The organism is Streptococcus oralis, assembly GCF_001578945.1.
Taxonomy (GTDB): Bacteria; Bacillota; Bacilli; order Lactobacillales; family Streptococcaceae; genus Streptococcus; species Streptococcus oralis_Q.
The window spans coordinates 214,689-222,363 of the sequence record NZ_KQ969551.1; the positions used below are offsets into that span (position 1 = coordinate 214,689).

Consider the following 7,675-nt stretch of genomic DNA (forward strand, 5'->3'; position numbering starts at 1 on the left):
AAATGTTGGTCAATTATGGTTTCCGTTTGCCGTCTGCCTTGGACAATCGTCCTCTACGTCGTGAAGAGTTTGAAAGCCATGTTCATCAGATTGTTTACGTTTCAGCGACACCTGGTGACTATGAAAATGAACAGACCGAGACAGTGATTGAGCAAATCATTCGTCCGACAGGACTTCTAGACCCAGAGGTGGAAGTTCGTCCAACTATGGGACAGATCGATGACCTCCTAGGGGAAATCAATGCCCGTGTTGAAAAGAACGAGCGGACCTTTATCACCACCCTGACCAAGAAAATGGCAGAAGACCTGACTGACTACTTTAAAGAAATGGGCATCAAAGTCAAGTACATGCACTCGGACATCAAGACCTTGGAACGGACAGAGATTATTCGTGACCTGCGTTTGGGTGTCTTTGATGTCTTGGTCGGGATCAATCTACTGCGCGAAGGAATTGACGTTCCTGAGGTAAGCTTGGTTGCTATTCTAGATGCTGACAAGGAAGGTTTCCTCCGTAACGAACGTGGCCTCATCCAGACCATTGGACGTGCTGCCCGTAATAGCGAAGGGCATGTCATCATGTATGCGGACACGATGACTCAGTCTATGCAACGTGCCATCGATGAAACTGCCCGTCGTCGGAAAATCCAGATGGCCTATAATGAAGAGCATGGTATCGTACCTCAAACCATTAAGAAAGAAATCCGTGACCTAATCGCCGTAACCAAGGCAGTTGCTAAGGAAGAGGACAAGGAAGTCGACATCAATAGCCTCAACAAACAAGAACGCAAAGACCTAGTCAAGAAACTAGAGAAACAAATGCATGAAGCCGTCGAAGTGCTTGACTTTGAACTGGCAGCTCAGATCCGTGATATGATGCTGGAAGTGAAGGCGTTGGATTAGAGTATGAAATATTAATAAAATAGGAGATTAGAAATGATTAGTCAAGTTAATAAATTAGCGTCGTATGCTACATACCGTCAATTATACAATGATGGGAAAAAAGATACTTACTTCATAATATCAAAGTTTATCGAACATACCATAGTGAGTAATGAATTAAATAGTTTTGATGTTGAAAAAATGTCATCATTGTTAAATGAAAATTTTGGATTCCGTATTCCTAGTTATGTTATTCAATCAGCAATCAAAAGAATAGATTTTGTATCCAAAAGAGATAGGCAATTTTCAGTTAGTCAAGATAATCTCTCCTCAGATAGTGAAATTACACAAGAATTAGAAGAATCTGGTTTGAAAAGTCGTGCGTTGATGTCAAGGCTTATAAAATATGTTAAGAATGAAGAAGATAAAGACCAAGAAATAAATGAGGAAAAGCTGACAAGAGAATTCACATCATTCTTGTTAGATGATTCGTTTAATGGGGATTATTCAAGCATTATAAGTAAGTTTATTATTGAGAATAACACTGATGCCGCTTTCCTTAAAGATATCAATCAGATAAAAGAAGGAGCTATTTTATTTTCGGGACTAAATTATACGAGTGATATTAGTAAATTAACATGGAAAAATAGTATCAATTTATATGTTGAAACAGAAATACTATTTCATTTAGCTGGATACAATGGTTTGTTTTTCCAGAATTTAGCTAATGACATGTTTCAATTAATTAATGAAATGAATCAAAAAAGCAGCAAACGAATTATTTCAATACGATATTATAAAGAAGTTAGCGAAGATATAGAGCATTTCTTCGGTACTGCAGAAGAAATAGTCAAAGGTAATAGAAGTGCTGATATCGGAAATGTTGCAATGGAAGAAATTGTAAGAGATTGCTCAACTCCAGCTGATGTGATAAATAAACGTGCAAGATTTGCTAACATATTGAAGCAGCATTCTATTTCAGAAGCCGATTCATTAAATTATTATTCTCCAAAGTATCATGATTTTAATATTGAGAGTCAAGAAATTGTAGAGAAGTATGGTTTAGCTGCTGAGAATAAGGAAAAATATTTAAAACACTTAAACTATACAAATATTTTAAGAAAGAAGGATGATATTAATTCTGAAAGTTTATCTTTAAAAGAGTCAAAGCATCTAGTCATCACTGAAGTTGGAAAGATTTTACAAATGGCTAATGATTTTAATAAAGAAAATGAAGATTTTAATGCTCCTCTCGCAATCAGTATGTCATCACTAACTAATCGCTTATGGTTTGACTTAAATAAAGGATTTGGTTCTGAGCACTTGCCTTCTACGTTTAATATATTAGAAAAGTCTAGATTGATATTATCTAACATTTTAACCCAAAAAGTTGCTAAACAATATGATAAAGTAAAAGAAAGTTATAAAAAAGGAGAGTTGTCAGAAGACGACTTGAATGAAAATATTATTGAACTGCGTAAAAAAATGATGAAACCCGAGGATATAGATCAGGAGCAACTAAATAATATTGACGATATTATTAAGCCAAATGGATTAGAAATATATAAATCAGGAAAGGAGAGATTAGAAAAGAAAGTAAAAAAATTGGAACATGATAATAAGGTTAAAGAATTAGATAGACAAAAGGTAGTTGAAGAGAAAAAGCGTGCTGAGAAAGAAGTGGAGAATAGCAAGAAAGAAATTACTAGAATTTCTAATGAGAAAAGAATCCAGGTTCAGAAAAGAATTAATGATATAGAGGCTAGAAAAGATAATGCTGATAAAAAGGTCGCAGGAAGGATTAAGTTCATAAGAGGATTAATAACAATAGTTTTGATTTTAATAGTTTTATTATTTATTTATATAGGTAATAAGTGGAATTTTGATATTTTAACTTATATAATCACTATATTCCCTCTCATAGGAATCACAATGAAAATATATACTGGTAATAAATTTGAATCTCTTAATTTGATTAATAAAATACTTTTTAGAACAGAAGAATATTTTAAAAGTAAAGTTTATAAAGAATACAATATTGATTTAGAAGTGTTGGAAGAATTAAAAAAAGATTTAATAGCTACTGATTAAAGAATTGAAGAAGTGAAAATATGTATTTAAAATTGTGATGAATACCTTAATCCTATGACTCACTTTTAGCGTGAAATCCAAAATAAAATACTATAAATATATGTTTTAAAACTTTAGAAAGTGAGTAAATTTATGTCCCGTGCCCAAGCAACTATTTTAACCAACATCTGTCTAATCGAAGATCTAGAAAATAAGCGAGTAGTCATGCAATATCGGTCTCCTGAAAACAATCACTGGTCTGGCTACGCTTTTCCAGGAGGTCATGTTGAGAATGGCGAGGCTTTCGAAGAGTCTGTCATTCGTGAGATTTATGAAGAAACTGGTTTGACTATTCAGAATCCCCAACTAGTCGGCATTAAAAATTGGCCTTTAGATACAGGTGGGCGCTACATCGTTTTTTGTTATAAGGCGACAGAGTTTACTGGAAGTCTCCAATCCTCCGAAGAAGGAGAAGTATCTTGGGTGCAAAAAGACCAGATTCCAAACTTGGATCTGGCCTATGATATGCTACCCTTGATGGAAATGATGGAAGCACCTGACAAGTCTGAGTTCTTCTATCGCCACCGTACAGAGGACGGCTGGGAGAAAGAAATTTTCTAGTCTTTTACTAAATAACCTAACTGATCCAAGGCCTCCTCTATATAGTGGAGATCTTGTTGTGTCTCAGCTTCAACAAGGTGGTAATGGATGCCGTCTGTCAATTCAGAAAGGGGTCTAAAGTCTGAATTCTCGACTTGTTCCAGAAAGTGCTGGACATCTCGGCGACAAGTGAGTTTGAGTAGGGTTTCAATTTCGCCATAAACGGGATGATCGATTAAGATATTTTGAACGCGTCCGCCGTTATCTACAATGGCTAGTAGTTCCTGACCGATTTCTTCCAGTTCATGTTTCACTTTAAAGAGTTTGTGAACGTAGGGACTGGCATCATTTTCTTTGTAGATATAGCCACGATTGGTGGATAGGATAGGAGCGCCATCGGCTCGCAAGATGGCAATGTCTTGGACGATGACCTGACGAGTGACATGAAAGTGCTCAGCCAAGGTTTGACCATTGAGAGCTTTTGGCGCCTCTTTTAACAGTTTGAGAAGAGCTTGTTTGCGATCCTTTGTCATAGTTTTTCCTTTTAGCGACGTTTTCGAAGCACTTTATAGACAGCTAGTGCTAATGTATAGTCTACCATACTATGGACAATTGTGCCAAAACCAACGAGGACAAAGAGAACATAAAACATATTTTCAACATTTGTCCCTGAAGTAGCATAAAAGATGATACAAGCTATTACTTCAGCGATAGCATGAACAACACCCAAAACAAAGTTAAAAATCCAAGATGCCTTTGGTTTATCCAAGGTTTCAGGGAATTTTTTTAAGTAAAATGCTCCCAAAATACCAAAAACGATGTGAGAAAAGGCGCGCAGTACGATAACCATAGGGTAGCCTGCCATCAGGAAGCCGAGACTAGAAGCAATAATCACAAAAGCAGCCATCAAAGGTGATAGGAACATGGCGATAAAGATGGCGATATGGCTTCCCAAAGTGTAAGAAGCGGGCGGGATGACGATTTTAAAAGGCATAATGATCGGAATCAAAATCGCGATTGCTGTGAGTAGTGCAGTCATGGTCATAAACTGCGTTTTTTTCCGTATATCCATAAGAACCTCCATTTATCTGTATATACACAAGTATAGTACAATAAATAGTCAATCAAGTCAAGAGTCAGAGTTGATTTTAAAGAAAAATTTCAAAAGTGTGGGTGATAGATTCAAAAGATTTTCCTATATTTTCAACATTTTGAACGAATGATTCCTTGGTAAATAACTATTTATGAGTAGAGATAAACCTTTACTAGTGAAAAAAATAACTCCACCTTCAAGGATGAAAGTGAAGTTATTTTTTCAAGGTCTGTAAGCGTGGGACAATTGTTACAGTTAGGATGGCTGAGATAAGCACTTCAGCAATTGAGTTTGTAGAAATAACCGTTGCCAGGAGTTTTTGGATATTTCCGTCGTAGACATTTGAGAAAAGGAAGAAGATTCCTCCAAGTACGAAGACAGTATTGGTAAGGGAACCGATAGCACCAGCAAAGATGAGACCCGTTCGGTTTTTTAATAATGTATAAACCAAGTAAGGTGTCAGACCAATCAAAACTCGAGGGACAATAGCGATAATCGCAGAATAGATGTTTCCGTTCGGTACGAATGGTGAGAAGAGGTAGCTGGTTGGAAGGATGGTAACCGTGTTTACCGTCAAGCTAAGTAGCCCCATCAAGAAACCAAGTGTAACTCCAACTCGAGGACCATAGATGATACTAGCAATGATTACTGGAATGTGAACGATGGTTGGTTTGATGGGCAAGGGTAGGAGATTAAAAAGAATGGAACTCAGTAAATGAAGCACAATCATACTGGCAAAAAAGAGCGCAATTGGTGCAATGTTAGAGCGTTTGTTCATCGAGGGTTTCCTTTATGTTTTGTAAAATAGTTTCCAGATCTGCCAGAGCCCCCCGACCATGATCACCACAGGCAAGGAGTGATTCCCGCGGGCTGATAACGTGGTAACCATAGTTTTTTAAGGTATGGAGATTGGCTTGGGTAGCAGGATGTTCGTACATTTTAGTATTCATAGCAGGTGCGACTAACTTTTTGACGTGGTTTGGTAAAGCAAGGGCAGTGCTTGTCACCATGTTGTCAGCAAATCCATGGGCTAACTTTGCGATGGTATTAGCAGTAGCTGGGGCTACAATAAAAAGGTCGGTCCTTTTGCCTAGTTCGATATGATTGACTTGATCAGGATAGGGCTCCTGCATGACATCCAGATGAACCTTATTTTGAGACAAGACCTGAAGGGTCAATGGTTGGATAAATTGAGTGGCACTAGGAGTCATCAAAACCGTGACCTCATGCCCCTGTTTTTTTAACTGGCTGACCAGATCTGCTGCCTTATAAGCGGCGATTGATCCTGTCACGCCTAAGGTAATACGTGCCATAGACTTCCTTTCTATCCATTTAAGTTTTGGATGTTTTTTACGAGGGCTTGCGCAATCTCCTCTTTGGTGTGAACTGTTTCAACAGTCTCGTTACTCACTAGATAGGCTAGGTGTTGTTGGTCTCGAATCTGGCTCAAGTCATTGGCCACAATCAAATCAGCCTGGTTTGTTTTAAGACTATTTCTGGCTACTTGGATCAATTTGTCCTGACTGACATCCACCAAAAGTTTAAAGCCAATCAGATGAATAGCGGGATTCCATTCCTTGATGAGAGAGATGACTTTGGGTGTTTTCTTGAGAAAGAGCACTTGCACTTCTTCTTTGGAGGAAATCTTACTTTCTTCGTTTTTCTTGCTGAGTAAGTCGACTACATTCGGGATACTTGCGACTTCTTCTAGACTTGTCATATAAACAGGTGTGTAGTCAGACACGGCCATGGAATGAATGAAAACCTGATAATCCTGAACAACATTCTTAACGGTTTCTAGGAGATCTTGGGTATTGGTAATTTCACGAATCGTTAGCTGAGGATGTGGGGCTGGTTTGACAGCTCGTCTCGTTGTAATCAGAAAAACTTCGTGACCTGCCGCCAGTAACTTTTCGGAGATAATTTTACCCAACTGACCGGTTGAGTGGTTGGTAATAGCGCGAACCTGATCAATAGCTTCGCTGGTCCCACCTGATGTAACTAAAATTTTCATAGAACTATTGTACAAAAAAAAGAGGAGTAAGTAAAATGAAAGCGATAAAATAGGTATGTTTGAGAATTCTATAGTTTTTAACTATAAAGCCATATAAAATCTAAAAAAGAGAAGTCATTTTCTATGTTTTTTCTTTAAATAACGAACATTTACAAACCTAATGGCTGAAATAATGATTTTTTTGTGTTATAATGAGGTATCACACTAGAGGAGTTCTTGATGAAAACAGATATTGAAATTGCACAAAGCGTTGAACTTAAACCCATCGTTGATGTGGTTGACCAGCTAGGGATTTCCTATGACGATTTGGAATTGTACGGCAAATACAAGGCCAAACTTAGTTTTGAGAAGATTCGGGAAGTAGAAAAGAATCCAGTCGGGAAGTTGATCTTAGTGACGGCTATCAACCCAACGCCTGCAGGTGAAGGGAAATCAACCATTACCATTGGTCTTGCGGATGCTTTGAACAAGATTGGCAAGAAAACTATGATTGCTATCCGCGAACCCTCTCTTGGTCCAGTGATGGGGATCAAAGGTGGTGCAGCTGGTGGTGGTTATGCCCAAGTGTTGCCAATGGAAGACATCAACCTCCACTTTACTGGAGATATGCATGCTATTACAACTGCCAACAACGCCCTTTCAGCCTTGATTGACAACCACTTGCACCAAGGAAATGAACTGGGAATTGACCAACGTCGTATTCTCTGGAAACGTGTCGTTGACTTGAACGACCGTGCCCTTCGTCATGTGACAGTTGGCCTTGGTGGTCCTCTAAATGGTATTCCACGCGAGGATGGTTTTGACATTACCGTAGCTTCTGAAATCATGGCTATTCTTTGTCTAGCAACCGATATTGAAGACTTGAAACGCCGCTTGGCCAATATTGTAATTGGTTATCGCTATGACCGTACGCCTGTTTCTGTAGGTGATTTACAAGTTGAAGGTGCTTTGGCGCTCATCTTAAAAGACGCCATTAAACCAAACCTCGTGCAAACCATTTATGGAACGCCTGCTTTTGTA

The 7,675-nt window shown here is 38.2% G+C and carries 9 protein-coding genes; 4 read left to right on the forward strand and 5 right to left on the reverse strand.

What is annotated here, in order from left to right:
• The 3 genes from SORDD16_RS03740 to SORDD16_RS03750 form a co-directional block, all read left to right on the forward strand.
• The coding region (locus SORDD16_RS03740; protein ID WP_241733966.1) for a helicase-related protein at nucleotides 1-899 on the forward strand (899 nt) is incomplete at its 5' end.
• Nucleotides 900-932: 33 nt separating this feature from the next.
• The gene (locus SORDD16_RS03745; protein ID WP_061452429.1) at nucleotides 933-2,969 is read left to right on the forward strand and encodes a hypothetical protein; all 2,037 of its coding nucleotides are present in this window, start codon (nucleotides 933-935) and stop codon (nucleotides 2,967-2,969) included.
• 132 nt (nucleotides 2,970-3,101) lie between these two features.
• Complete coding sequence (locus SORDD16_RS03750) at nucleotides 3,102-3,569, forward strand: 8-oxo-dGTP diphosphatase (protein WP_061452430.1); 468 nt, start codon at nucleotides 3,102-3,104, stop codon at nucleotides 3,567-3,569.
• Here the strand turns inward: SORDD16_RS03750 and SORDD16_RS03755 are convergent.
• The 5 genes from SORDD16_RS03755 to SORDD16_RS03775 all read right to left on the reverse strand — a co-directional run bounded on the left by SORDD16_RS03755 (nucleotide 3,566) and on the right by SORDD16_RS03775 (nucleotide 6,655).
• A complete protein-coding gene (locus SORDD16_RS03755; protein WP_000159158.1) occupies nucleotides 3,566-4,081 on the reverse strand; it encodes a transcription repressor NadR in 516 nt (171 codons plus the stop codon). The two genes, SORDD16_RS03750 and SORDD16_RS03755, sit on opposite strands and share 4 nt — an antisense overlap.
• Nucleotides 4,082-4,092: 11 nt before the next feature.
• Nucleotides 4,093-4,620 (reverse strand): ECF transporter S component, encoded by a 528-nt coding sequence (locus tag SORDD16_RS03760; RefSeq protein ID WP_061452431.1) that lies wholly within the window; start codon nucleotides 4,618-4,620, stop codon nucleotides 4,093-4,095.
• A gap of 235 nt (nucleotides 4,621-4,855) precedes the next feature.
• On the reverse strand, nucleotides 4,856-5,419 hold the full coding sequence (locus SORDD16_RS03765) for an ECF transporter S component (RefSeq protein ID WP_061452432.1): 564 nt from the start codon (nucleotides 5,417-5,419) through the stop codon (nucleotides 4,856-4,858).
• Entirely contained in the window at nucleotides 5,403-5,954 is a 552-nt protein-coding gene (gene coaC / locus SORDD16_RS03770; protein WP_061452433.1) for a phosphopantothenoylcysteine decarboxylase, read from the reverse strand. The genes SORDD16_RS03765 and coaC overlap by 17 nt, the downstream gene beginning before the upstream one ends.
• A gap of 11 nt (nucleotides 5,955-5,965) precedes the next feature.
• Nucleotides 5,966-6,655 carry a phosphopantothenate--cysteine ligase gene (locus SORDD16_RS03775; protein WP_061452434.1) on the reverse strand — a complete coding sequence of 230 codons (690 nt, stop codon included), beginning with the start codon at nucleotides 6,653-6,655 and terminating at the stop codon, nucleotides 5,966-5,968.
• A 219-nt stretch (nucleotides 6,656-6,874) separates the two neighbouring features.
• Here SORDD16_RS03775 and SORDD16_RS03780 point away from each other — a divergent pair.
• Nucleotides 6,875-7,675 (forward strand): formate--tetrahydrofolate ligase (locus SORDD16_RS03780; RefSeq protein WP_128973462.1); only part of this gene is annotated, 801 nt, incomplete at its 3' end.

Coding starts and splice junctions, on each gene's coding strand:
- SORDD16_RS03745 (WP_061452429.1), top strand. CDS start 933: ATGATTAGTCAAGTTAATAAATTAGCGTCGTATGCTACATACCGTCAA.
- SORDD16_RS03750 (WP_061452430.1), top strand. CDS start 3,102: ATGTCCCGTGCCCAAGCAACTATTTTAACCAACATCTGTCTAATCGAA.
- SORDD16_RS03755 (WP_000159158.1), bottom strand. CDS start 4,081: ATGACAAAGGATCGCAAACAAGCTCTTCTCAAACTGTTAAAAGAGGCG.
- SORDD16_RS03760 (WP_061452431.1), bottom strand. CDS start 4,620: ATGGATATACGGAAAAAAACGCAGTTTATGACCATGACTGCACTACTC.
- SORDD16_RS03765 (WP_061452432.1), bottom strand. CDS start 5,419: ATGAACAAACGCTCTAACATTGCACCAATTGCGCTCTTTTTTGCCAGT.
- coaC (WP_061452433.1), bottom strand. CDS start 5,954: ATGGCACGTATTACCTTAGGCGTGACAGGATCAATCGCCGCTTATAAG.
- SORDD16_RS03775 (WP_061452434.1), bottom strand. CDS start 6,655: ATGAAAATTTTAGTTACATCAGGTGGGACCAGCGAAGCTATTGATCAG.